Here is a 25,000-nt window from a genome sequence, read left to right as displayed (position 1 = left end):
AATCTTTGTGGCGTATTATCGCCAAAAGAACATAAAAAAGGAATGGAGGGAACAAAATGATGGATACTAGATATTTCCTACCAGTTGTACACGTAGCCTAAACTCACATCGGTAAAATCTGCTTGTCCACCATTGGAATTGATGTGGAATCCAGCATACAAGTTGTTTTTCCTAAACTCGTGAGTGCCCCATAAATAGTACTTCATTCCCATTCGTGAAGACACCAAGTGTTTTATTCGAAACTTTGTATCGAATTCACCCAGGACAAAATTGTTGTCAGGTGGTATTTCACGTGGAATGAACGCCCATCCCTGATTAAGACGCCAATCAATTTTATAGGCAGGTTTGTGAATGTTTAGACCAATCTGAACTTCAAGGCCAATGTGGTTCAATAAAATTTCACCAGAGCCATAAACTCCCAGCGCAGAGGCATTCCAAACGGGACTGTCCTTGAACGATGCAAATTCACGACCGTCCTGAACCAAAGATTCATTGTCATTAATATAATCGAAGTAGTGTTCGTAATAGCGATAATAGAAACCAATTCCCAGTTTATAGGTGTTATTAATTACTTTACCATATTCTCCGGCAAAAGTGTATACGGGTTTCTTATCATTAAAAGGTTCTGGTTTGCCAAGTACATTAACACCATATCCGCCACGTACCGAAACATACGAATAGATACTGCGTTCCAAATCGGGGAATGATGGAGGTTCATCCAAAGATCTGTTCGATTTAATGGCAGCAGAAACACTAAGAAGGAATGAATTAAGACCTTGATTGGGCAGACGGGTATGGCCATTGGAATGGTGAAAATATCCAGCACCCACTCTCCAATCTATTTTGCCCTGGGTATATAGTTTCCACTGGAAAAACGTTCGGAACGACCAGACCAAATCGGTGGTTATTCCTTGATTGTTAGGGTTGGTAACTGGATCATAAATCTTATTAAAGTAAGATCCTCCCATCCCTACTTGAACACTTAGATCTTTTTTTCCGAATGCATTAAATTCAATAATAGGCATGAAGGTGATGGCACTTCCCAGACTATCCTTATTGCCAAAGTCTGTATAGCTCAAGGACAATCCGGTTCTCGGTCCTTTGAGTCTCCTTGCCCATTCATGGGATTTGAATCTTTGATCCCAAACTATATTGAGTAAAAGCGACCCCTGTCCGTTGGTTTCTGGAAAGTTTTCATTGGCCTCAGCCGTGATTCCACCCATTATTTCAGGAATGAAAATAACTGGGCTGTCAGTGTCTTGTGCATATGCCGATGTTAGGCATAGAAGCAAAAAAGCGGTTAGTAGTTGTTTCATTTCGAATACAAATAAAGCCAATCGAAACGAATTTTAAAATTTAAATTACTTTAGGGCATCCATAAAGCAAGCCAAACGTGAAAGAAATCCTCGAAAATTTTATATCAGAATTATCCTCACTTGCTTGGGGACTTCCGTTGTTAATTATTCTTATTGGAGGAGGATTGTATTTGCTTATCCGAATACAATTTATGCCCTTCCGGTATTTGGGTCATGCAATTGCGGTTCTTAGAGGCAAATATGATGATGAAAAGGATGATGGCGAAATTAGCCACTTTCAAGCGTTGACCACAGCATTGTCCGCAACAGTGGGTATGGGAAATATTGCTGGGGTAGCAGTCGCCATTACCATTGGAGGACCAGGTGCCGTATTTTGGATGTGGGTTAGCGCTGTAATAGGTATGTCTACTAAGTTTTTTACTGCAACCTTGGCCATATTATTCCGTGGAAAGGACAGTGAAGGGAAAATTCAAGGAGGCCCCATGTATTTTATAGAAGAAGGTCTGGGCAAAAATTGGAAGTTCCTAGCAGTGTTTTTTAGTATTTCCGGCCTTATAGGCGCACTTCCCGTATTTAATGTGAATCAGCTTACACAGGCAGTTAATGATATCATTGTTAAGCCTTCTGGAATATATTTCGGATGGAAAACCGACTTAATAATCGGTATAGTATTGGCAGCTATTACGGCCATTGTTATTTTAGGTGGATTGTCAAGGATAAGTAAAACCGCAGAAAAATTGGTGCCATCTATGGTGGGATTGTATTTTGTGATGGTACTGATTATCCTGGGCATTTATATAGAAGAGGTCCCTCATTATCTCGGATTAATTGTTTCTGATGCCTTTTCAGCATCATTTTTTGAAGGGGATGCTTTTTTAGGTGGAGTTGTCGGAGGGTTAATTCTTCTGGGAATTAAAAGAGGCGCATTTTCAAATGAAGCAGGTATTGGAACAGCTCCTATGGCACATGGAGCCGCCAAGACCAATGAACCTATTCGGGAAGGTTTGGTAGCCATGTTGGGTCCAGCGATAGATACATTGATTGTTTGCACACTTACAGCTCTGGCAATCTTGGTCACTGGGGTGTGGCAATCGAGTATGGATAACGGAGTTTCATTAACCGCGGCTGCGTTTGACAATGCAATGCCTTCTTTTGGTAAATACGGATTAATGGTCTGCATTGCAGTTTTCAGTATTTCCTCATTGTTCTCCTATTCCTACTATGGAACCAAATGCATGTCGTACCTATTTGGAGCGCATCGTAAAGGTGTTTACAACTACTTTTATATTGGTAGTATTATTCTGGGAGCCACTGCTTCTTTAGATATGATGATTGGCTTGATAGATTCTTTTTTCGCTTTTATGGCAATACCCACGATGACGGCTACCATCATACTTGCACCCAAGGTGGTATCAGAAGCTAAATCGTACTTCAGGAGATTAAAAAAGACTAATTAAGGGTTTGTAAGAGAGAGTCCAATCTTTTAGTATACTTTTCGGCACCTTTGGGGTTTAGGTGACTTTGATTCCAAAAGTCGTTCACTTCAAAATTAATTGTATCCTGTTCTAGATCGAATAATGTGATGTTATCGAATTGTTTCTGGGAAAGTTCAAGAATACTGTCCCTTCGTCTAAGAATATCAGGGTTTTTTCTTTGGTGATAGGTTTTGTACATCGGGACTTTACAAACAACAACCTTGTATCCCTTCTGTTTGCAATAGTTCAGTATATCGAAATAAAGAGCTGTATTCTTTTTAAAAACCTTCAAACTGGGCTCGGTGTTTATTTTGAATCGTGGCATGGCCGCAATTTTAATTTCGTCATGCCCTAGATCCTGAAATTGGCCATGATAAGAGTTGGTGTTGAAACCATATTCGTTGTATACTTCCTTTCGCTCACCTTCCGAATAATACTCCCAAATCTTTTTGGAGAAGAATTGGGGGTTGGCTAAATAGGCTAACCTATCTTTAAAATATACCTGCCGCTCAAAATTATTGGCTTTATAGTATTTCAAATAAAAATTGTTTTTCCAAAAATCCTTTCCGTTATGTGGAATTTCAAAATGACTATAGGATACCTCAAAAATAACGGTCTCGAGATTAGGGAATTCATCTTCCATTCCCTTCAGTAGCTTAAAATCGGTATCATGATGCTGATCCCCGGAGGCCATATTTATGGTAGGGGTTTGTATCCACTCCGGATTAACGGACTGCCGCATTTGTGAAGACCCCAGCACCATATTTTCAAAAGTGTTCTTGTTGCCTTCCATATAGGATACATTGGCTTTAAAAGAGGAGGGCATTTCCAAAGTAAGATATTCTACCAGGCCATATCCAATAACAACTGGAACAAAAAACAAAAGCGTATATGTAGCAAATTTTCGCAACATTAAAACTGAAAATAAATAAAAGCCTCTTTGGGCTCGGCGTACCGAATGATTAAAAATATGATGGTATAATATAGTGCCCATCTCGCCACTTTTGGAACCTTAACTTCCAATTGCTGCAATGGGAAGTCCTTTTTTCGTGTGAGCAATTCTGCAATAATCAGAATTAGAAGGTACAGGAGTTTAATTCCAATCAAGGATGAAATATGGGTATCCATATCCAGGGTAAACCACTTCTTCAGGATTAAAAATGACTGAGAAATAGAGTGGGATCTGAAGAACATGGACATTAAGGCCGCAATGGCAAAGAAATAGACCAATGAAATGAATCGCGGAATTTTATATAATTTTTTCTGAAGGACTTCACCATTTTTAAATAAGGGAATCCGCTCGACCACCAAAATAATTCCGTTTACCAGTCCGAACATGACAAAGGTCCAATTGGCGCCGTGCCAAAGACCTACCAAGACCATGGTTATGATAACTGCAAAAATTCTCAGCGTTGGTGTAATCTTTCTTCGGCTTCGCAAAATGGGTAAGTAGACATAATCCGTAAACCATTTGGTCAAAGTGATATGCCATCGCATCCAGAATTCGGTTATACTAATGGACAGATAGGGTATTTTAAAGTTTTTGTTCAGCTTGAAACCAAACAATTTGGCCGTTCCAATTGCGATATCCGTATACCCAGAAAAGTCACAATAAATCTGAAAGAAAAACAGGAGGGAAACGTATACGAGGGTCAAGGCACCGTAATTTTCAGGTTCGTTAAAAACCATTGTGACCGCAATGCCCAATTTATCGGCTACTAGAATTTTTTTGAATAAACCCCACAGGATTTGGCGCAACCCTTCCTTGGCATTCTGATAATTAAAACTGCGTTCATTTTCGAATTGCGGAAGGAGATCCCGAGCCCTTTCAATAGGGCCTGCTACTAGTTGGGGGAAAAAGCTCACAAAGCACATGAACTCCAAAAAACGGTGTGTGGGTTTTATTTTTTTTCGGTATACATCGATAGTATAACTCATGGTTTGGAAAGTGTAGAAGCTAAGGCCTACTGGTATGATCACATTCCAGAAGTGATATCCTTCAGTGGCCTCTATCCCAAACAGAGAACGGAAGTTGTCTAAAAAGAAATTGAAATACTTAAATGTAAAGAGCACTCCAATATTCCAAAGGATACTTCCCCATAGGTACCATTTTCTTTTTGTTTTATTAGAAGTATGGTTAAGCGCCCTTCCTGCTAAGTAATCTACGAGGGAACTCATAAAAATAAGCCCTAAAAAACGCCAGTCCCACAGACCATAGAAGACATAACTAGCCACCAATAACAGTAGATTTTGTGTATTTCTTCTCTTAACGCCAATGATCCAATACATTGAGAAAACAATGAGGAGAAAGAAACCAAAATCGAATGAATTAAATAGCACTATAGGTTATTTGGTACTGGCCAAAGATAAAAAAAGGCTTTTATCATTCTTGATTGGATAAAAACCTTTAGGTTGTTGAAAGGAAATGTTACTACTTGAAGTAACTAAAAGTCTCTCCTTTTTTAATATTCAACAGGGTTTCGTAAATTAATTTAATAACATTTTCTACATCATCCCTGTGTACCATTTCCACAGTAGTGTGCATATATCGTAAAGGCAAGGAAATTAAAGCACTGGCAACACCACTACCACTGTAGGCAAAGGCATCCGTGTCGGTACCGGTTGCTCTAGATAGAGCAGCCCTCTGAAAGGGTATTTTCTTATCCTCGGCAGTGTCCGTAATAAGGTCACGCAATTTTTGCTGAACCGCCGGGGCATAAGCTACCACGGGACCATCACCAATCTTAGCTAACCCCTGCTTCTTTTTGTCTATCATAGGGGTGGTGGTATCGTGAGTTACATCGGTAACGATAGCAACGTTCGGCTGAATCCGTTCCGCGATCATTTGTGCCCCTCGCAACCCGATTTCCTCTTGAACCGAATTTGTTATATAGAGTCCAAAAGGTAGCTTTTTCTTATTCTCCTTGAGCAAACGTGCCACCTCTGCTATCATGAATCCACCCATACGGTTATCTAAAGCACGACAAACGAATTTGTCCTTGTTCAAAATATGGAATTCATCGGGGTATGTAATAACACATCCCACGTGCACACCCATTTTTTCAACTTCTTTTTTATCCTTGGCTCCAATATCAATAAATATGTTCTCAGGTTTTGGCGGTTCTTCCTTTGCTCTACTTCGCGTATGAATGGCAGGCCAGCCAAATACCCCTTTCACAATTCCTTTTTTGGTGTGTATGTTAACCACCTTCGAAGGGGCTATTTGATGGTCACTTCCACCATTGCGAATCACATAGAGAAGGCCATTGTCCGATATATAATTTACGTACCATGAGATTTCATCTGCATGTCCTTCGATAACCACTTTGTAGTCGGACTTAGGATTAATAACGGCCACCGCAGTACCATACGTATCCGTAATGAACTCGTCCACGTAAGGTTCTAGGTATTCCATCCATAGTTTCTGCCCGTCCCATTCATATCCGGTTGGAGCTGCGTTATTAAGGTACTGTTCTAGGAACTTCAGTGATTTTTTATTGAGAATAGATGTTGCCATATATAAATTTTGTGATGAGAATTTCAAAATTAGTAATTAATTAATAATGGGCCCGTTGCAATTTTTATAATTTTGGAACGATTTTGGAATTACAATTAGCATGATGTTCAGGATTGCCTACATTACCGTACTACTTTCACTTGTCTTTATGCCTACGGGACAGGGGCAGGAGAAAAACCCCCTTCAGGAAATCAAGAAGGACAGTACGTACACATTCTATTATATAGTAGAGGGTGATACCATTCCTAGGGAGTTTATCGATCTAAAGGAAGTGGTACTTCTGAATAAATTGGAATTTAACTCCAAGGAGGACAGGAGACGTTACCTCATATTGAGACGCAAAACCAGGAAAGTGTATCCCTATGCTAAACTTGCTGCAGATAGACTTCAGGTTATGACGGAGCGAATGGCTTCCCTTGAAAGCAAAAGAGCCAAACGAAAGTACACCAAGCGCATTCAGAAATATATAGAAGGGGAATTTTCTGAACGATTAAAAAAGCTTACCCGTACAGAAGGACAAATCCTGGTAAAACTTATACATAGGCAAACGGGGAAAACGGCCTTTAATTTGGTAAAAGAACTTAGGACGGGCTGGAGGGCCTTTTGGTACAATACCACGGCCAATATGTTCGATATTTCATTAAAGGAAGAGTATAGGCCTTTTGATGTTAAGGAAGATTACCTAATAGAGGATATTCTTGAACGATCCTTTCAGGAAAATTTATTGGAGCGACAGGAACCATGGCAGGAAATAGATTATTTGGATTTGTCTGCCCATTGGAATAAAATGGCAACTGGAAAGTAATTTTGTTTTTACTTGCCTGAATTACAGAAATGTAGTATCTTGCTTGTCCGCTCTTTTTTTCACTACATGTGATTTACATTGATTTGAATAGTCTTTATCGACTAAATATCTGTTACGATATGATTGTTGGTATTCCTTATTTCGGATCAATTTTTTTGTGACTGTAAATGACACCTTTTCAATTGTTTATAAACGGTTAATAAAAATCATCGAAAAAAGATTGAAATAGTTTTGGTGGAATGAAAAAAGGGGTTGTATATTTGCACCCGCAAAACGGATGAGGGATTGTTTGTTTTGTGTATTTAGAAGAGAATAAAGTTCATTGATATATTGAAATTGACAGCGCGTAGGACCGCGGTTTTTTTGAGACTGTGGTTCGACGAGAATAAACTAAACTAAGAATAGATACCTGAGATTTTTTTGAGGGCTTTTTGTTGTGCTTGAATTTTATTTAAGATTTAACGATGAAGAGTTTGATCCTGGCTCAGGATGAACGCTAGCGGCAGGCCTAACACATGCAAGTCGAGGGGTAACATTGGTGCTTGCACCAGATGACGACCGGCGCACGGGTGCGTAACGCGTATGCAATCTGCCTTGTACTGGGGGATAGCCTTTGGAAACGAAGATTAACACCCCATGGCATCATTTGACGGCATCGTCTTTTGATTAAAGGTCACGGTACAAGATGAGCATGCGTCCTATTAGCTTGTTGGTGTGGTAACGGCACACCAAGGCTACGATAGGTAGGGGCCCTGAGAGGGGGATCCCCCACACTGGTACTGAGACACGGACCAGACTCCTACGGGAGGCAGCAGTGAGGAATATTGGACAATGGGGGCAACCCTGATCCAGCCATGCCGCGTGCAGGAAGACTGCCCTATGGGTTGTAAACTGCTTTTGTACGGGAAGAAACACCCCCACGTGTGGGGGCTTGACGGTACCGTAAGAATAAGGATCGGCTAACTCCGTGCCAGCAGCCGCGGTAATACGGAGGATCCGAGCGTTATCCGGAATCATTGGGTTTAAAGGGTCCGTAGGCGGGCGATTAAGTCAGGGGTGAAAGTTTGCGGCTCAACCGTAAAATTGCCTTTGATACTGGTCGTCTTGAATCATTGTGAAGTGGTTAGAATGAGTAGTGTAGCGGTGAAATGCATAGATATTACTCAGAATACCGATTGCGAAGGCAGATCACTAACAATGCATTGACGCTGAGGGACGAAAGCGTGGGGAGCGAACAGGATTAGATACCCTGGTAGTCCACGCCGTAAACGATGGATACTAGCTGTCCGGCCTTCGGGCTGGGTGGCCAAGCGAAAGTGATAAGTATCCCACCTGGGGAGTACGTTCGCAAGAATGAAACTCAAAGGAATTGACGGGGGCCCGCACAAGCGGTGGAGCATGTGGTTTAATTCGATGATACGCGAGGAACCTTACCAGGGCTTAAATGCATTCGGACAGGGGTGGAAACACCCTTTTCTTCGGACTGTTTGCAAGGTGCTGCATGGTTGTCGTCAGCTCGTGCCGTGAGGTGTCAGGTTAAGTCCTATAACGAGCGCAACCCCTGTCGTTAGTTGCCAGCATGTAAAGATGGGAACTCTAACGAGACTGCCGGTGCAAACCGCGAGGAAGGTGGGGATGACGTCAAATCATCACGGCCCTTACGTCCTGGGCTACACACGTGCTACAATGGCCGGTACAGAGGGCAGCCACACCGCAAGGTGGAGCGAATCCTTAAAACCGGTCTCAGTTCGGATCGGGGTCTGCAACTCGACCCCGTGAAGCTGGAATCGCTAGTAATCGGATATCAGCCATGATCCGGTGAATACGTTCCCGGGCCTTGTACACACCGCCCGTCAAGCCATGGAAGCCGGGGGTACCTGAAGTCGGTCACCGCAAGGAGCTGCCTAGGGTAAAACTGGTAACTGGGGCTAAGTCGTAACAAGGTAGCCGTACCGGAAGGTGCGGCTGGAACACCTCCTTTCTAGAGATTCCCCCTATGGGGGATGAGAGGTACGACGAGAAGAATCCTTTAATGGGATCCTGTATCTTTCTTGGTTTAGCTGTCGATTTTGATTTATATATGCATGCAGTCTCATAGCTCAGCTGGTTAGAGCGCTACACTGATAATGTAGAGGTCGGCAGTTCGAGTCTGCCTGAGACTACGATACGTTCATATTGATATATTGAAAGGAAATTCTAGAAGTTGAGTAGTAGTTGTTATGGCTACTGGCTACTATGTACTAACTGCTAGTATATGGGGAATTAGCTCAGCTGGCTAGAGCGCCTGCCTTGCACGCAGGAGGTCATCGGTTCGACTCCGATATTCTCCACCAAGGGCAAAAAGGGATTTTTGCGGTTTAGCTGCCGTCCGTTGTGGCGGCCACCGTATGTTCCGGGCCCGGACAGTTCATTGACATATTGGGAAAAGAGATACGAGCGCAGTGCTTTATGCACTGTGCGCAATAATAAATTGAATCAAAACTCATTGAAAGAGCAAAAAGTACAATAAGCAAACTAAGGGCGTATGGGGGATGCCTAGGCTCTCAGAGGCGATGAAGGACGTGATAAGCTGCGATAAGCCACGGGGATCGGCACATACGAACTGATCCGTGGATTTCCGAATGGGGCAACCCACCATGCTGAAGGCATGGTACCCGAAAGGGGGCGAACCCGGGGAACTGAAACATCTAAGTACCCGGAGGAAGAGAAAACAATAGTGATTTCGTCAGTAGCGGCGAGCGAACGCGAATTAGCCCAAACCGGTTGTGTTACGGCACGGCCGGGGTTGTAGGACCGCAATATTCCATGCTTTACGAACTGGAACCCTTTGGAAAGAGGGGCCGTAGACGGTGATAGCCCGGTACAGGCAAGGACAGTTATGGATAGCGGTATCCTGAGTAGTGCGGGGCACGTGAAACCCTGTATGAATCCGGCGGGACCATCCGCCAAGGCTAAATACTCCTGAGAGACCGATAGTGAACCAGTACCGTGAGGGAAAGGTGAAAAGAACCCCGAACAGGGGAGTGAAATAGAACCTGAAACCATACGCTTACAAGCGGTCGGAGCCACTTTGTGGTGACGGCGTGCCTTTTGCATAATGAGCCTACGAGTTACTGTTGTTAGCGAGGTTAAGCACTTCAGGTGCGGATCCGTAGCGAAAGCGAGTCTGAACAGGGCGCTTTAGTTAGCAGTAGTAGACGCGAAACCGTGTGATCTACCCATGGGCAGGGTGAAGCTGTGGTAACACTCAGTGGAGGCCCGAACCCGTTGACGTTGAAAAGTCTTGGGATGACCTGTGGGTAGGGGTGAAAGGCCAATCAAACTCGGAAATAGCTCGTACTCCCCGAAATGCATTTAGGTGCAGCGTAATGATAGTTTTATAGAGGTAGAGCTACTGATTGGATGCGGGGGCTTCACCGCCTACCAATTCTTGACAAACTCCGAATGCTATAAAATGTTTCATTGCAGTGAGGGCATGGGTGCTAAGGTCCATGTCCGAGAGGGAAAGAACCCAGACCATCAGCTAAGGTCCCCAAATGTATGCTAAGTTGAATAAACGAGGTTGGACTGCCCAGACAGCTAGGATGTTGGCTTGGAAGCAGCCATTCATTTAAAGAGTGCGTAACAGCTCACTAGTCGAGCGGTCCGGCATGGATAATAATCGGGCATAAGCATACTACCGAAGCTATGGGCCCGCAAGGGCGGTAGGGGAGCATTCCAGTTGTGCTGAAGGTTCACCGTGAGGTGTGCTGGAACGGCTGGAAAAGAAAATGTAGGCATAAGTAACGATAAAGGGGGCGAGAAACCCCCTCACCGAAAGACCAAGGTTTCCCCGGCTATGCTAATCAGCCGGGGGTTAGTCGGGACCTAACGCGAACCCGAAAGGGGTAGTGGATGGACAACGGGTTAATATTCCCGTACCTGCCCGCGACGAAAGCGACGGATCCCTGGAGTTGCTGCGCACTGACGGAATAGTGCGTTGAAGCGCAAGCGATAGTACACTAAGGCTACGGCCGCGGTGATAATGCAGCGAAGGGGGTTCCAAGAAAAGCGAGCGAGGCAGCCCGTACCCCAAACCGACACAGGTGGTTGGGATGAGAATTCTAAGGTGCTCGAGAGATTCATGGCTAAGGAACTAGGCAAAATCGACCCGTAACTTCGGGAGAAGGGTCGCCCATCTCAGGATGGGCCGCAGTGAAGAGGTCCAGGCGACTGTTTATCAAAAACACAGGGCTCTGCTAAATCGAAAGATGACGTATAGGGCCTGACACCTGCCCGGTGCCGGAAGGTTAAGAGGAGATGTCAGCTTCGGCGAAGCATTGAATTGAAGCCCCGGTAAACGGCGGCCGTAACTATAACGGTCCTAAGGTAGCGAAATTCCTTGTCGGGTAAGTTCCGACCTGCACGAATGGTGTAACGATCTGGACACTGTCTCAGCCATGAGCTCGGTGAAATTGTAGTCGCGGTGAAGATGCCGCGTACCCGCTGTGGGACGAAAAGACCCCGTGAACCTTTACTATAGCTTAGTATTGACTTTGGACAAGCAATGTGTAGGATAGGTGGGAGGCTTTGAAGCGGCGTCGCCAGGCGTCGTGGAGCCATTGTTGAAATACCACCCTTTGTTTGTTCGGAGCCTAACCCCTAACGGGGGACAGTGCTTGGTGGGTAGTTTGACTGGGGTGGTCGCCTCCAAAAGAGTAACGGAGGCTTCTAAAGGTCCCCTCAACACGGTTGGCAATCGTGTGTAGAGTGCAATGGCATAAGGGGGCTTGACTGAGAGACCTACAAGTCGATCAGGTACGAAAGTAGAGCATAGTGATCCGGTGGTTCCGCATGGAAGGGCCATCGCTCAAAGGATAAAAGGTACTCCGGGGATAACAGGCTGATCTCCCCCAAGAGCTCACATCGACGGGGGGGTTTGGCACCTCGATGTCGGCTCGTCACATCCTGGGGCTGGAGAAGGTCCCAAGGGTTGGGCTGTTCGCCCATTAAAGTGGCACGCGAGCTGGGTTCAGAACGTCGTGAGACAGTTCGGTCTCTATCTACAGTGGGCGTTAGAAATTTGAGTGGATCTGACTCTAGTACGAGAGGACCGGGTTGGACGAACCTCTAGTGTACCTGTTGTCGCGCCAGCGGCACCGCAGGGTAGCTACGTTCGGAAGGGATAAGCGCTGAAAGCATATAAGCGCGAAACCCACCACAAGATGAGATTTCTTTAAAGGGCCGTGGGAGACTACCACGTTGATAGGCCGCAGGTGTAAAGGCGGTAACGTCACAGCCGAGCGGTACTAATAACCCGTAAGCTTATGTACGCGCACGCCCCCTTCGGGGGGCGGGCACACTCTTTTTGATCGAGGTACGGTTGCGTGCCCCTTTTCCCTCTATGTTAAGATATTTGCCGTGCACAGCGCGGCGGTCGGCCGCCCCCAGCGGGCAGGCGGACCCAAGACCAAGGTGGTTATAGCGACGGGGCTCACCTCTTACCTTTCCGAACAGAGAAGTTAAGCCCGTTTGCGCCGATGATACTGCAATGCGGGAAAGTAGGTCGCCGCCTTCTTACAGGGCCCCTTCCAAAAGGATGGGGCCTTTTTTTATACCATAACCTCCAAAGAGTAATCCCCGATCTACGTATTCAAAGGGGCAACTCCATCAAAATAGTAGTATCTTGGGTGTATCAAGTATTGCGTTTCCATGAAAATTTACAAAGCGTTACTATTTTTAGGGATATTGCTTGGAATCATGTTTTTGGTTTTCTTACGGAAGCCTGATCATAATGAAGTGGAGAAGGATCACAGCATGGTGCTGGTTCCTCAAGGAACTATGGACTACAATTCAAGTAAAGCTCAGATTTCAAGCTTTTATATGGATATTCATCCGGTTACGGTTCAAGAATTTCGAATGTTTATTGAAGCAACTGGCTATGTAACGAGTGCTGATGAGTTTGGCGATGCTGGCGTTTTCAATTACAAAACAGGAAAGTGGGGCTTGGTTACTGGTGCAAATTGGGAGTTTCCGCAAGGGCAAGATTTCCCCAAAGCAATAGATAGTCATCCAGTGACCCAGGTTTCGTGGTATGATGCCAAAGCCTATGCCAATTGGAAAGGAAAAAGATTACCTACCGAACTGGAGTGGGAATTCGCAGCCAGAAACGCAGGACAGATCGTTGATGCCATGTACCCATGGGGTACGAATGAAAATAAAAAGAACGATATATACCTTGCCAATGTTTGGCAAGGAGTATTTCCATTATACAACTCTATCGATGATGGCTATCAGAATACTTCACCAGTAGGAGCATTTGGCAAATCCCCTTTAGGATTAGAAGATATGGCCGGGAATGTATGGGAATGGTGCAGTGATTGGAAGGACCTTTCAAAACCCGATGCGTTAAAAGAAAAAATACAAAAGGGCGGTTCTTTTCTTTGTGACACCAAGGTATGTCATGGCTACACTGTATATGGGAAAAGTAGTTCTACACCGGAAACTTCTTTAATGCATGTGGGATTTAGGTGCGTAATGGATTTGTAAAAATCAAAACTATTCATATAGAATAGGCCCCGAACTTACTTTCCATTGCTCAATGGCTTCGTTTAAATGATTGGCAATCTCTGGATGTTGTGTTATCACATTTACCGTTTCATTTGGATCATTTATCAAATTGAATAAAATCGGGGTTTCTGGGTGATTAATATATTTGAATTCACCATTAAAAGCAGATTGGATACCCTGTATTTCACTAATGCCAATGCCATTTCCCATAAACTGTCCTTCACGCTCTAAAAGGGGCACTAAACTGTTGCCATTAGGGACTCCGTTCAGGATTTCTTCACTGGCATTGCCAATATCCAAAACCGTTTTTCCCAAATCGATCAATTCTACGGTTGTTTCAACACGCCCCGCTTTATATTCTTTCGGATAATTAACGATAAGGGCTGGATTAAGTACCTCTTTGTACAATGTAGATTTTCCTGTTAATCCATGATCCCCCGTCATTATACCATGGTCGGAAAAAAATACGATCATGGTATTATCACCAAACTCTGAATTTCTAATGAAGTTTACTATTCTTCCGACCTGATCGTCCATATAGGCCAATGCCCCCATATACCTTCTCCGATAACCACGCATATCGGACACCCATTTTGGTACGAGGCTTGGTTGTAATTCCTTGGGTACTTCAAAAGCTTCGCAACTTGGGGAAATTACTTCTGGCACATGCCTGAACCCGATTTTCCGAGTATATTCGGAAGGAACATTAAAGGGCAAGTGTGGCCCTGAAAAATTAATCCACATAAAAAATGGATCCTCATCTTTATAGGTATTCATTTTCTCTATAGCGATAGAAGTAAAATGTCCGTCCATAACTTCAGTATCGGGATCCAATGTAGTTGGAGCTTCTTCTCCTTCCCGAACAAAACAATCAAACAACCCTTTTTCCTCTAAAAAATCTCCATATGAATCCCTGCCCATCTGCCAAGAGCCATATTTTTCTATTTCATCGTTCGCGATTTTCAATACCATCGATCTTCCCATAGACTGGTAGACATCATCGAATCCCATTTCATCATGTAAAGCCTTGTTTCTCCATATAATCGCATTCGTCTCAGGATCGTATGTGGTGTAGGGAATTAGATGATTTTTCCCCACCCAAAACGTTCTGTATCCCTCTTGTTGCAATATTTTTGGAAATGTCCAAATGCCCTGGGGTAGGCTAGATCGGTCTAAGTTGTGAAATAGGCCCAGATTTCTGGGATATAAACCCGTAATTAACGAGTTTCGAGACGGTGAGCACATAGTGCCTTGCACTACGGCATTTTCGAATACCACTCCATGGGCTGCCAAGGAATCTATATTTGGGGTTTTTGGATGCTGGGCACCAAAAGCACCCAGATATTTTGCGGTAAGGTCGTCTACTTCAATAAAGACAATATTGGGTCTGGAACCTTCATTCGAAATGGAGTCATTCGAGGTTAACGATTCACTACAGGAAATAATTATAACCGCAAAAGACAAAAGAACTATAATTGGTAGTAAGCAGCGCATTGTAGTATCAAATATATAGCATAGAACGATTCGATGCTTCCATTTATCCTCACAAAAAAGTCATAAATGTCTAAAAACTTGAATTTTGAATGTTATATAAGAATTAAATTTGCATCAAATTCTATTTATGTATACGAAGAGGGAGGAGTTTTGGAATACAATTACCCATGGTTTAGGGGTTTTGCTCGCAATACTGGGTTTGGTTATTCTATTATTGAAGGACAATCATTCTTCTTCTTATAGCACCATGGGAATACTCTTTTATGGAGTTTCCCTAATCCTGTTGTACTTGGCATCGACTTTGTACCACGCGATACCTAAAGCTAACTGGAAGCCCTTACTGCGTAAGCTAGATCATATAAGCATATATTTACTTATAGCTGGAACGTATACGCCAGTTGCCCTTATTTCCTTAATTGATGGTAATGGTTGGTCTTTATTTTGGACCGTTTGGAGTATTGCTGCTATAGGTACTATACTAAAGATATTCTTTACGGGGAGATTCGAAAAACTTTCGCTACTCCTTTACCTAGTAATGGGATGGCTCATTCTGTTTGACATGACAGCTGTTTTAGAAGCTCATTCAACCCTTGGCATCACTCTATTGGCAGTTGGAGGCGCCTTCTATACCTTGGGAATTGTATTTTACATCATTGAGAAAATTCCCTATAACCACACCATATGGCACCTTTTCGTATTGGCTGGGAGCATATTTCATTTCTTTTTCATCTTATTGGATGTAATTTAAGACTTAATGTAATCTTTATAGTCTTCCCAAAACAACTCCATTTGTTCCATATTACCTTTTAAGAACAACATGGATTGTTGCCAAGAATCTTTATTGTGAATGGAAACTCCGTCCTGTTGAAGGTAAATGGACGAAATCTCTTTTCCGTTGGATAGAAGGAGGGATCGTTCAAATTGTAATTGGGGAATGTAAGATTCAAGAATGGATTTCAATGAAATGAACTTTTCAAACAACTTCTCCCTTTCGGTCATATCAGTTTGTTCAAAATCAATAGAAACCCTTGCGTACTTTCTTTCGAAATGAAACTTAAAAGACAGATCTTTTACTTTGGTGTTATAGAGAATCCATTTTCGTGGAAATGACTTACCAAACGAAATCCAGAAATCCTGACGTAATCTTTTAGATTCTTCTTTACTGAACATTATATAAAATAGGCTATTACCGTGCCTAGAATAATAGAGAGTAGCTTTGCCATATTGAACTTATGATCCTTACTGCTCTCAAACAGAATCGTGGTAGATACATGTAGAAAGATCCCAATAGCCACGGCATTTATGGATACAGCATATTCTCTGAACATTTCGATCTCTTGGGAAAACCAACTCCCCAAAGGCGTCATACAAGCAAACAGAAAAAGAAAAATAAAGGTGTTAATACCCTTGAAGTTTGCTTTATGAAAAAACAGGGAAAGAATAATTACTATTGGAATTTTATGGACAAGGACACCAATGAGCATACTTTCATTATGGGCTACAGGAAAACCTTCCAGTAAGGCATGAATGGACAAACTAAGAAATAAAAGCCACGGAAACGATGTTTGTTGACTATCTATATGCACATGGCCGTGTTCTGCCCCTTTGGAAAAAAAGTCTAAAACAATTTGAAGCAAAATCCCAACCATAATAAACAATCCTATATGGTCGCTCCCGCTCTCAAAAACTTCTGGTAAAAGTTCGAACAAGGTAACAGATAAAAGGAAAGCTCCACTAAATGCCAAAACCAAGGGCATTTGCTTGATCCCTTTTTTATGGAAGAAAACTGCAATCACATATCCGATGACGACGGCAAGGAAGAGTAGTATATAAGCCATTAATTGAAAATTAGTATTAACCGTTCAGAACTATTGGGATGAAACGGGGTTAGGTTGTAATCACCAAAACTATACAGTAATTCGGCCTTAGCTTCTTTAAAATACTCCATAAAATCCTTTAAGGACAATGCACGTACTTTTTCGGTAAATTTTTGGCTTCGTCCATCTACGTCAAAAGTAATATGTTTTATAATATGATCTTTACTTACTTCTTTTTCCATATGGAATGTGATATCATCTACATGTTTAATTTCATTAGCCACCAAATTCTCCCTAACAAACTCAACGTTTAGGAAGTCGATAACTCCGTATCCACCTTTCTTAAGTTCAGATTTAATTGCATTAATAGTCCTAAAATTGTCCTCTTCGGTATCGAAATAACCAAAACTCGTAAATAAGTTGAACACTGCATCGAATTTCTTCGGATAGGGCATGCACATATCATGCTGCTTAAAAGTTAAGGTTTCATTTTCGAAACGTTTGGCGTACTTAATATTTTCAGAAGATAAATCGGCACCGATCACATGATATCCCAATTCATTCAAATAAACTGAATGCCGGCCACGGCCACAGGCTAGGTCCAGTATTTCAGCATTATTCGGAAGTTTGAGGAATTTAGTAAGCTTATCCATGAATTGCTGGGCCTCTCTTTTATCCCTATCCTTATAGAGAATATGGTAGTATGGTGTATCGAACCAAGATGAATACCACCTATGTTCTGCCTCTTTTCGCATTCATATTATTTTGAGGTGCTAAAATAGGTTATTTTTGCAGCATTGAACACGAAGCTTTATGGGAAAAAACTTTAAAATGTTGGCCAAAACCCTTTATGGTTTAGAGGATTTATTGGCTGAGGAATTGCGCAAACTAGGGGCATCTTATGTGGAGAAGGGAGTACGAAGCGTCACTTTTGAAGGAGATACAGGTTTTATGTACAAAGCGAATTTGTGCTGCCGTACCGCGATAAAGATATTGAAGCCTATTAATGCTTTCAATGTGTTTACGGAAGAAGACCTATACAAAAGGGTCTATGATATGCCATGGGAAAACTATATGGACGCTGAAGGGAGTTTGGCGGTCGATGCGACTGTATTTTCTAAAGAGTTTACACATTCCAAGTATATCTCCCTAAAGACGAAAGATGCGATCGTAGATCGATTTAGGGATAAGACGGGCGAACGACCCGATGTAGATCTAGATCACCCTACCTTACGTGTAAATATACATATAGACCGAAACATTTGTACCATTTCATTGGATAGTTCAGGTCAGTCGCTTCACAAACGGGGATATAAAGTGGAGAATACCTTCGCTCCCATTAATGAGGTATTGGCCGCAGGGATGATCATGTTATCCGGATGGAATGGACAATGTGACTTTTTAGACCCTATGTGTGGTAGTGGGACGATTTTAACCGAAGCCGCCATGATCGCTTGTAATATTCCACCAAACCTAAATCGGGATGAATTTGGTTTTGAGACATGGCCCGATTTCGATGTTGATTTATACGAACTAATTGAAGGTGCAGCCCTTAAGAAAATAAAGGATTTTCATTTTAAGGTTTACGGTTACGATAAAGATGTTCTTTCTGTGAAAAAGGCCCGGCGGAATGTGAAAAGTGCAAATTTGGATGATTTCATAGAAATTGAAACCCGGGACTTCTTTGAAACCCGGAAAGAGACCGATCGCTATATGTATGTAGTTTTCAACCCACCTTACGACGAACGACTTTCGATAGATGATGTATCCCATTTTTACGGAGAAATTGGAAATACATTAAAAAGAGGGTACCCAGGTGCGCAGGCATGGATGATAACATCGAATATGGAGGCACTTAAAAACGTGGGATTACGCCCTTCGAGGAAAATTAAACTATACAATGGTAAGTTAGAGAGCAAGTTTGTAAAGTATGATCTTTATGAGGGCAGTAAAAAAGCCAAAAAGCAAACTAGCGTTTAATTATAGGGATTAAATAGGAAATTCCATACCCATATCCTACACCAAATTTACTAGAGTCATACGTTCTATTAAATCCAGGAATAATTAGGTTGTCAAAATTATCTGGTGTCGTTTCGCTTATCCTTCGTTTTAATTGAAGGTTAATTGAAAGGTATAGGTTATTGAATATTTCTGTTTTCACCCCAAATATAAATTCCGCCCAACTTGCGGTCAATCCAGTGGTTTCTTGAGAGGTGTTCACGATTTCCGTAGGAAAAGTAGGGTCCGACGTAAATATACCATAACTGGTTAGTTCCTGGGAAAATGTAGAAAACCCATAGCGAAGTCCTGCGAATATGGCATTTTCCATCCCCAACCAATTGTCGTATGCATTGTAATCTACACCCAGTTTAATATAACTTCCTTTGGCTGTTGCAGTAAGGTTTTCCTCATCCCAATCCCGGGTTTCATTCCCAATCTCGACAGCTGCGTAAAACTTTTTGTAAAAACGGACATCTCCCATTATCTCGAATCCGGTGTACCCATCCTCTAATGCGGTTCTGGCCAATTTGGAAAGGTCGGCACCTACACGAAGCCCATATTTTTCCACCCTCTTGGGTATGGAGTCATTATCTGGCTCTGCGGTTTGGGCTATTGAAGTAAAAACCCCAAAGCACAGACTAATGAAAAATAGTAAGATGTGCTTCGGTTTCATCTTCAACAGTGTTTTTTTGTATAGTAAATGATTGTATCCAATTAGACGTTTCCCCTTCAACATTAACACCCAATTCGTTAAAAATTGCCTTGAATGCACAAGCGCGGTTAATATATACATCTTCACGCGTGTAAGTGAAAGTAATTAAATCGGTATCCATGTTGTTTTCATCCGTACTATTAGCTACTAATTGATATTCTGTAAAAGAAGCCAGGGTGTTTAATGGGATGGAAATAAGCGTGTCAGAGGTGCCACTATAGACCTCGGTATTGTCAGTGTCTGTTAGTAACACCTTAAGGTTTTCCACAGCTTTACTAAGCGTATTGTCGTTTGCATCCTTGAATTCAATAACAAGTGATGGTGTGGTAGAAGTGCCTTCTTCGCAAATATCATCCTTGGTACACGAAATGATACTAATGAAGGCTAAGAAGAACCAAATAAAGTTGTTTTTCATAGACTAGACTCTCTTTTCCAAAAGTACAACATTTTCTACGTGATGTGTTTGTGGAAACATATCCACAGGCTGCACTTTGGTTACCACATAAGCATGGTCCATTAACGCTAGATCCCTTGCTTGTGTTGCGCTATTGCAACTTACATAAACAATTTTTTCAGGATTCAGGTCTAACAATTGAGCTACGACGTCTTTGTGCATGCCATCCCTTGGTGGATCTGTAATCACTACATCGGGATGCCCATTGTCTTTTACAAATTGATGATTGAATACGTTTTTCATATCACCTACGAAAAAGTCCACATTTTCAATTCCATTATTGCGGGCATTTTCCTTGGCGGCTTCAATGGCATCTGGCACCGCCTCTATGCCTACTACTTTTTTGGCAGTTTTCGCAACGAATTGCGCAATGGTACCCGTACCAGTATAGAGGTCATAGACCAGTTCATTGCCGCTAAGGGAGGCAAAATCCCTTGTTACCTTATAAAGTTCGTACGCCTGCTCACTATTGGTCTGATAGAATGATTTTGCATTAATTTTAAATTTCAAACCTTCCATTTCCTCATAAATATGATCCCTTCCGTGATAACAAATCACTTCCTGATCATAAATTGTATCATTCCCTTTACCATTTATAACGTATAACAAGGAGGTAATTTCAGGGAATTGTTCCTTAACCGCCTCCAGGAGTGACACCCGTAATGTTTCGTTTTCAACAAAAAACTGTATTAGCACCATGAGTTCCCCAGTACTCGAGGTACGTATCATTAATGTACGCAGCATCCCTTCTTGCTTTCTTGTATTAAAAAAAGGAATCTGTAACTCTTCGGATTTATTCTTAATAAAATTGCGAATTGCGTTACTGGGATCCTTTTGTAAATGGCAGTTTTCAATATTCAGGATCTTGTCCCACATTCCAGGGATATGGAATCCTAATGCATTTCTGTTTTCAATAGTTTCATCACTCTCGATTTGTTCACGGGTAAGCCACTTACTGTCGCTAAAGGAAAACTCCATTTTGTTACGATACATATAGATTTCCTTTGAACCGAGAATGGGGGAGACGTCGGGGATTTCTATACCGCCTAAACGCGTCAAATTATTTTCAACTTCCTTTTGTTTGTAGAAAAGTTGATGCTCGTATCCCATAGACTGCCATTTGCAGCCCCCACAGGTGCCAAAATAATCACAAACTGGATCTACACGTTTTTCCGACAGCTTTTGAAAGGAAATTGCACTTCCTTCATAATAGGATTTACGTTTTTTATGGGTTTGTACCGTTACTATATCACCGGGTACCGCATTATTTAGAAAGACCACACGGCCGTCTGGAGCTTTGGCCACAGATTTCCCCTTGGCACCGGCATCGATAACCTCAATGTCTTCAATAATGATCCGTTTGTTTTTTCTTGCCATGTCGGCAAAAATAAGGCTATTTCCCATAAAAGAATGTCATGTATTGTCCTTAATTAATCATAATTCTATGGAACGAGCCTGTTAAAGGGAAGATATCCAATCTTCAGTCTTTACCTTAAAATAGATGTAGATTTATAATCCAATTGAGAAAAATGAACCTTTCTGAAAATTGTTCGTCTAGTAAGTAGAAGTTATATGAGCACAACCAATAAAATAATGGATGCCTTGTTGGTACTAAAGGTAAAGGGCGGGAGTTCGAAAGCGATGGGGTTGCTCGTGAAGCGATGGCACGGAAAGTTTTGCCGACATGCCTATGGGTTTACTAAAGATAAGGATACGGCTAAAGATGTAGCTCAGGACAGTTGGAGGGTTATTCTAAAGAATATTCATCAATTAAAAGAAGAAAGAAGCTTTGGGAGTTGGTCTTTGCGTATTGTAACGAGGACCGCCATTGATAGGATTAGAAAGGAAAAACGGAATTTGGAACATTTAAAATCACACTATGATACACTTAATTCAAATACTAATGGCGATGATTCTTTGGTTGCTGGGGATAGGGTGAAGGGACTGCGGGAAGCAATCGATAGATTACCCGATAATCAAAAAGTAACGCTGCAGCTTTTTTATTTAGATGGATTCAACCTAACGCAAATTGGTGAAATCCTCGATGTTCCGGTGGGAACGGTAAAGTCTAGGCTGTTTAAGGCAAGAGAGGCACTTAAAAAAACATTAAAACATAGAAATCATGAAGAATAATATGGAAGAAATCGATCAGTTAATTAAAGAAACCCTATCCGAGGAAGAAGCTAAGTTCTATGACGAACTGGATGAACAGAATGTGTTTGAAATGATTAGGGGACTATTTGTAACCAGAAACCGCTGGTTTATGGTTCTCCTAAATTTGGTACATCTAGCGAGTTTTGTGGGTTTTATTTATTGCTTAATCCAGTTTTTTGGAGCCATAGAAACCAAAGAGATTGTTAAATGGACCTCGGGCGGATTCTTTTGCTTAATGGTTATCGGAATGTTAAAAATATTTATGTGGTTACAGATGGATAAAAACGCGATACTTAGGGAACTGAAACGACTTGAATTGCAGGTATCATCCTTGGCGGGAAAAATGTCCTCATAGTCTTTTTTGAAGCAATTATAATTTATTAATTTGCGCCCAAGGATGATTTCTCTCCTGCGCTGAATTTTCGACACCCCGAAGAAACAAAGGCATTGTAGGAATTGCTTAAATTTTTACTCTTAATTTTTTACGTTATGTCAGTAGCAGAAAAAACCCTTTCACAACAGGCCATTGAATTGGAAAACAAGTATGGAGCACACAACTACCACCCATTACCCGTGGTATTGAGTAGAGGAGAAGGTGTACATGTTTGGGATGTTGATGGAAAAAAGTATTATGATTTTTTATCGGCGTATTCAGCTGTAAATCAAGGGCATTGCCATCCAAAGATCGTAAACGCGATGGTACAACAAGCCGAAAAATTAACCCTTACTTCGCGAGCCTTCTACAACGATGTACTCGGTACTTACGAAAAGTATGCCTCGGAGTATTTTAATTTCGACAAGCTCCTTCCCATGAATACCGGGGCAGAGGCTGTTGAAACAGCATTGAAAATTTGTAGGAGATGGGCTTATGAAAAGAAAGGTATTGCCGAGAACGAAGCCCAGATCATCGTGTGTGAAAATAACTTCCATGGAAGAACTACGACCATTATTTCTTTTAGTAATGATCCTGTCGCACGGAAGAATTTTGGGCCTTATACAAATGGATTCATCAAGATTGAATACGATAACCTAAATGCACTGGAAGATGCACTAAAGAGCAACAATAACATTGCTGGTTTCCTAGTAGAACCCATACAAGGGGAGGCAGGGGTTTATGTCCCTTCCGAAGGTTATCTGAAAGCTGCTAAGGCATTGTGTGAAGCACATAATGTTCTTTTTATCGCAGATGAAGTTCAGACAGGAATAGCCCGCACGGGAAGATTATTGGCTACATGTGGTAATTGTAGCTGTGAGAACAAAGATTGTAGCGGTACACCGGAGATAAAACCTGACATTCTTATTTTAGGTAAAGCCCTTAGTGGTGGGGCATATCCCGTATCGGCCGTATTGGCAAACGATCCTATTATGAATGTAATAACACCAGGATCACACGGTTCTACCTTTGGGGGTAACCCAATTGCAGGAGCGGTGGCTATGGCTGCATTGGATGTAGTTAAGGAAGAAAATCTTGCTGAGAATGCAGATAGGTTAGGGAAACTCTTCAGAAGTGAATTAAGCAAGTATATCGAGAATAGTGGGGTATGCAAACTGGTTCGAGGAAAAGGATTGCTTAATGCTATTGTAATTAATGATGCTGAGGAAAGCAATACCGCCTGGGAAATTTGTTTGAGACTACGTGACAATGGTTTACTTGCGAAACCCACACATGGAAATATTATAAGATTCGCGCCTCCATTGGTTATGAACGAGGAACAATTAATGGATTGTGTTTCGATTATAACACAAACCTTAAGTGAGTTTGAATAGTCAGATGACTATTGCAATATGAGAAGCGGCCCAAATGGGTCGCTTTTTTTTGTTAAGGGGCCAGTATATTGAATGGATAGACCGGAATATTTCTTAGAACCCAGAATGATATAATAATGAGCAATACTATTTTGGTAAACTTGGAGGAGTAAATAATATTGGGTATGGACTTATTGTAGAATCGATTGTAACCTTTAATGCCTAGATTGTAAATGAAAAGCCCCAAGGCAGGAATAAAAAGAAAATTGTAGGTAACGACCGATTTAAAATCCAAATGAAGCAGGCTATGCAGCGCCCGTTGACTTCCACATCCTGGGCAATAAATACCTGTAGTACTGTGCATAGGGCATTTGGGGAATATGTCTACTTCCGTAGGGTCATAAAAAAAGTATATTAGCAGGATTCCTCCTACTAATATACTTATCACAATAGTTAATATTTTTCTAGAGTCCACTAAAACCTGCTACGAATCCAGCAAAAAATAGTATAGCATATATTATAGCTAAGATTACCCACGAAATAACAGCCCAAATCACCCATTTTTTGGCGTCTGCAGATGCTTTTGCAGCGGCATCGTAGTTTCCTTTTTCGTATTCAGAATTAACCTTAGAAGCATTAATGATTCCAAGAATTCCGAAAATTAGGCAGCAGAATATCGTAACTAAAATAGACTCTACAAGATAATTCTTTGGTTTTGGTTGGTTTTCCATAATTGATTAGTTAATGTTTACGAATTAAAGTTAAACTAAATTGGCTAAAATGAAAGTTTTATTGGCATTAAAATTTCAGTCAACCCTATTTTTTAAGTTATGTAAACTCCTGTTATAGCAGCAGTTGGCTGTCATTGGACAAAAAAAAGGCCATAACATAATAATGTCATGACCTGTTTAATTTTTGTACCATTAATGTCAAAGTCCGACAATAATGATCAATTATATT

General features: G+C 41.8%; 21 protein-coding genes, 2 tRNA genes and 3 rRNA genes. 13 read left to right on the top strand and 13 right to left on the bottom strand.

Annotated elements, in window-relative coordinates; all coding sequences use genetic code 11:
- Window positions 1–77 precede the first annotated feature (77 nt).
- Window positions 78–1,316 carry an acyloxyacyl hydrolase gene (locus AC6JAD_RS15715; protein WP_461304004.1) on the bottom strand — a complete coding sequence of 413 codons (1,239 nt, stop codon included), beginning with the start codon at window positions 1,314–1,316 and terminating at the stop codon, window positions 78–80.
- Between the two features lie 77 nt (window positions 1,317–1,393).
- On the opposite strand from AC6JAD_RS15715, the gene AC6JAD_RS15710 reads away from it, so the two are divergent.
- The gene (locus AC6JAD_RS15710; RefSeq protein ID WP_461304005.1) at window positions 1,394–2,773 is read left to right on the top strand and encodes an alanine/glycine:cation symporter family protein; all 1,380 of its coding nucleotides are present in this window, start codon (window positions 1,394–1,396) and stop codon (window positions 2,771–2,773) included.
- Here the strand turns inward: AC6JAD_RS15710 and AC6JAD_RS15705 are convergent.
- The 3 genes from AC6JAD_RS15705 to AC6JAD_RS15695 all read right to left on the bottom strand — a co-directional run bounded on the left by AC6JAD_RS15705 (window position 2,766) and on the right by AC6JAD_RS15695 (window position 6,308).
- Complete coding sequence (locus tag AC6JAD_RS15705; RefSeq protein WP_461304006.1) at window positions 2,766–3,704, bottom strand: hypothetical protein; 939 nt, start codon at window positions 3,702–3,704, stop codon at window positions 2,766–2,768. The two genes, AC6JAD_RS15710 and AC6JAD_RS15705, sit on opposite strands and share 8 nt — an antisense overlap.
- Window positions 3,704–5,131 carry an MBOAT family O-acyltransferase gene (locus tag AC6JAD_RS15700; protein WP_461304007.1) on the bottom strand — a complete coding sequence of 476 codons (1,428 nt, stop codon included), beginning with the start codon at window positions 5,129–5,131 and terminating at the stop codon, window positions 3,704–3,706. Before AC6JAD_RS15700 ends, AC6JAD_RS15705 begins: the two co-directional genes overlap by 1 nt.
- Before the next feature lie 91 nt (window positions 5,132–5,222).
- Entirely contained in the window at window positions 5,223–6,308 is a 1,086-nt protein-coding gene (locus AC6JAD_RS15695; protein ID WP_461304008.1) for a M42 family metallopeptidase, read from the bottom strand.
- Between the two features lie 103 nt (window positions 6,309–6,411).
- On the opposite strand from AC6JAD_RS15695, the gene AC6JAD_RS15690 reads away from it, so the two are divergent.
- From AC6JAD_RS15690 to AC6JAD_RS15660, 7 genes are all read left to right on the top strand, one after another.
- A complete protein-coding gene (locus AC6JAD_RS15690) occupies window positions 6,412–7,113 on the top strand; it encodes a DUF4294 domain-containing protein (RefSeq protein WP_461304015.1) in 702 nt (233 codons plus the stop codon).
- Window positions 7,114–7,574: 461 nt separating this feature from the next.
- A 16S ribosomal RNA gene (locus AC6JAD_RS15685) occupies window positions 7,575–9,094 on the top strand.
- 107 nt (window positions 9,095–9,201) lie between these two features.
- A tRNA-Ile gene (locus AC6JAD_RS15680) sits at window positions 9,202–9,275 on the top strand.
- A gap of 94 nt (window positions 9,276–9,369) precedes the next feature.
- A tRNA-Ala gene (locus tag AC6JAD_RS15675) sits at window positions 9,370–9,446 on the top strand.
- Between the two features lie 170 nt (window positions 9,447–9,616).
- Window positions 9,617–12,425: ribosomal RNA gene (locus AC6JAD_RS15670) — 23S ribosomal RNA — on the top strand.
- A 138-nt stretch (window positions 12,426–12,563) separates the two neighbouring features.
- A 5S ribosomal RNA gene (gene rrf, locus AC6JAD_RS15665) occupies window positions 12,564–12,670 on the top strand.
- Together the 16S, 23S and 5S rRNA genes with 2 tRNA genes alongside form the textbook arrangement of a ribosomal RNA operon.
- Window positions 12,671–12,804: 134 nt before the next feature.
- Window positions 12,805–13,641: a formylglycine-generating enzyme family protein gene (locus tag AC6JAD_RS15660; RefSeq protein WP_461303294.1), complete on the top strand. Its 837-nt coding sequence runs from the start codon at window positions 12,805–12,807 to the stop codon at window positions 13,639–13,641.
- Window positions 13,642–13,650: 9 nt separating this feature from the next.
- Here the strand turns inward: AC6JAD_RS15660 and AC6JAD_RS15655 are convergent, their stop codons facing one another.
- Complete coding sequence (locus AC6JAD_RS15655) at window positions 13,651–15,156, bottom strand: sulfatase family protein (protein WP_461303293.1); 1,506 nt, start codon at window positions 15,154–15,156, stop codon at window positions 13,651–13,653.
- A gap of 127 nt (window positions 15,157–15,283) precedes the next feature.
- Between AC6JAD_RS15655 and trhA the strand changes: the two genes are divergently transcribed.
- Window positions 15,284–15,904, top strand: a complete 621-nt coding sequence (gene trhA / locus AC6JAD_RS15650) for a PAQR family membrane homeostasis protein TrhA (RefSeq protein ID WP_461303292.1) — start codon at window positions 15,284–15,286, stop codon at window positions 15,902–15,904.
- Here the strand turns inward: trhA and AC6JAD_RS15645 are convergent.
- The 3 genes from AC6JAD_RS15645 to AC6JAD_RS15635 are packed head-to-tail and all read right to left on the bottom strand — an operon-like array spanning window position 15,901 to window position 17,728.
- The gene (locus AC6JAD_RS15645) at window positions 15,901–16,326 is read right to left on the bottom strand and encodes a DUF4268 domain-containing protein (RefSeq protein WP_461303291.1); all 426 of its coding nucleotides are present in this window, start codon (window positions 16,324–16,326) and stop codon (window positions 15,901–15,903) included. The genes trhA and AC6JAD_RS15645 overlap by 4 nt on opposite strands.
- Window positions 16,326–16,994 (bottom strand): ZIP family metal transporter, encoded by a 669-nt coding sequence (locus AC6JAD_RS15640; protein WP_461303290.1) that lies wholly within the window; start codon window positions 16,992–16,994, stop codon window positions 16,326–16,328. Before AC6JAD_RS15640 ends, AC6JAD_RS15645 begins: the two co-directional genes overlap by 1 nt.
- Window positions 16,994–17,728 (bottom strand): class I SAM-dependent methyltransferase, encoded by a 735-nt coding sequence (locus tag AC6JAD_RS15635; RefSeq protein ID WP_461303289.1) that lies wholly within the window; start codon window positions 17,726–17,728, stop codon window positions 16,994–16,996. The genes AC6JAD_RS15640 and AC6JAD_RS15635 overlap by 1 nt, the downstream gene beginning before the upstream one ends.
- Before the next feature lie 58 nt (window positions 17,729–17,786).
- Between AC6JAD_RS15635 and AC6JAD_RS15630 the strand changes: the two genes are divergently transcribed.
- Window positions 17,787–18,953: a THUMP domain-containing class I SAM-dependent RNA methyltransferase gene (locus AC6JAD_RS15630; protein ID WP_461303288.1), complete on the top strand. Its 1,167-nt coding sequence runs from the start codon at window positions 17,787–17,789 to the stop codon at window positions 18,951–18,953.
- On the opposite strand, the gene AC6JAD_RS15625 is transcribed toward AC6JAD_RS15630, so the two are convergent.
- The 3 genes from AC6JAD_RS15625 to rlmD are packed head-to-tail and all read right to left on the bottom strand — an operon-like array spanning window position 18,943 to window position 21,517.
- Window positions 18,943–19,647: a DUF6048 family protein gene (locus AC6JAD_RS15625; RefSeq protein ID WP_461303287.1), complete on the bottom strand. Its 705-nt coding sequence runs from the start codon at window positions 19,645–19,647 to the stop codon at window positions 18,943–18,945. The two genes, AC6JAD_RS15630 and AC6JAD_RS15625, sit on opposite strands and share 11 nt — an antisense overlap.
- Window positions 19,613–20,101 carry a DUF6452 family protein gene (locus AC6JAD_RS15620; protein ID WP_461303286.1) on the bottom strand — a complete coding sequence of 163 codons (489 nt, stop codon included), beginning with the start codon at window positions 20,099–20,101 and terminating at the stop codon, window positions 19,613–19,615. Before AC6JAD_RS15620 ends, AC6JAD_RS15625 begins: the two co-directional genes overlap by 35 nt.
- 3 nt (window positions 20,102–20,104) lie before the next feature.
- Window positions 20,105–21,517, bottom strand: a complete 1,413-nt coding sequence (gene rlmD / locus AC6JAD_RS15615) for a 23S rRNA (uracil(1939)-C(5))-methyltransferase RlmD (protein WP_461303298.1) — start codon at window positions 21,515–21,517, stop codon at window positions 20,105–20,107.
- Between the two features lie 195 nt (window positions 21,518–21,712).
- On the opposite strand from rlmD, the gene AC6JAD_RS15610 reads away from it, so the two are divergent.
- The 3 genes from AC6JAD_RS15610 to rocD all read left to right on the top strand — a co-directional run bounded on the left by AC6JAD_RS15610 (window position 21,713) and on the right by rocD (window position 24,061).
- A complete protein-coding gene (locus tag AC6JAD_RS15610; RefSeq protein WP_461303285.1) occupies window positions 21,713–22,273 on the top strand; it encodes an RNA polymerase sigma factor in 561 nt (186 codons plus the stop codon).
- Window positions 22,263–22,649 (top strand): DUF6768 family protein, encoded by a 387-nt coding sequence (locus AC6JAD_RS15605; protein WP_461303284.1) that lies wholly within the window; start codon window positions 22,263–22,265, stop codon window positions 22,647–22,649. The genes AC6JAD_RS15610 and AC6JAD_RS15605 overlap by 11 nt, the downstream gene beginning before the upstream one ends.
- A gap of 134 nt (window positions 22,650–22,783) precedes the next feature.
- Window positions 22,784–24,061: an ornithine--oxo-acid transaminase gene (gene rocD, locus AC6JAD_RS15600; protein WP_461303283.1), complete on the top strand. Its 1,278-nt coding sequence runs from the start codon at window positions 22,784–22,786 to the stop codon at window positions 24,059–24,061.
- A 52-nt stretch (window positions 24,062–24,113) separates the two neighbouring features.
- Here the strand turns inward: rocD and AC6JAD_RS15595 are convergent, their stop codons facing one another.
- Entirely contained in the window at window positions 24,114–24,488 is a 375-nt protein-coding gene (locus AC6JAD_RS15595) for a DUF2752 domain-containing protein (protein ID WP_461303282.1), read from the bottom strand.
- A gap of 16 nt (window positions 24,489–24,504) precedes the next feature.
- On the bottom strand, window positions 24,505–24,771 hold the full coding sequence (locus tag AC6JAD_RS15590; protein ID WP_461303281.1) for a CD225/dispanin family protein: 267 nt from the start codon (window positions 24,769–24,771) through the stop codon (window positions 24,505–24,507).
- Window positions 24,772–25,000 lie beyond the last annotated feature (229 nt).

The sequence above is a fragment of the Aureisphaera sp. genome (assembly GCF_059726885.1).
The sequence above is the reverse complement of the archived record's forward strand: the minus strand, read 5'-3'. Positions and strand labels throughout refer to the sequence as shown.